General features: G+C 44.0%; 1 protein-coding gene. It reads right to left on the reverse strand.

The genetic code is table 11. The features are described 5' to 3' along the window. A partial coding sequence (locus AAEZ03_RS26885; protein WP_350582850.1) for a BCCT family transporter occupies positions 1-284 on the reverse strand: 284 nt, incomplete at both ends.

Here is a 284-nt window from a genome sequence, read left to right on the forward strand (position 1 = left end):
GCGTTAGATAATGCATCAACGGCTCAGACGCACCAAAGAACAATAAATCAATGCCGATACCAGCAGAGAACAGCATCGCGGCCCACGCTAAAAAGGGAAACTGGGCTTTTTCGTGATCTTGACCAAGCTTGATATCGCCATACTTGGAGAAGCCAACAAATAACGCAAATATACTATAAGCAGCAACCACCAACATGTAATACCAGCCAAAGCTCTCTGATACCCATGCCATACTTGAGCTTAATAATGCCTCACTATAATCTGGAAACGCAATTGTCCAGATG

This window comes from Pseudomonas sp. HY2-MNA-CIBAN-0224, assembly GCF_040310285.1.
In the GTDB taxonomy this organism is placed as follows: domain Bacteria; phylum Pseudomonadota; class Gammaproteobacteria; order Pseudomonadales; family Pseudomonadaceae; genus Aquipseudomonas; species Aquipseudomonas helleri.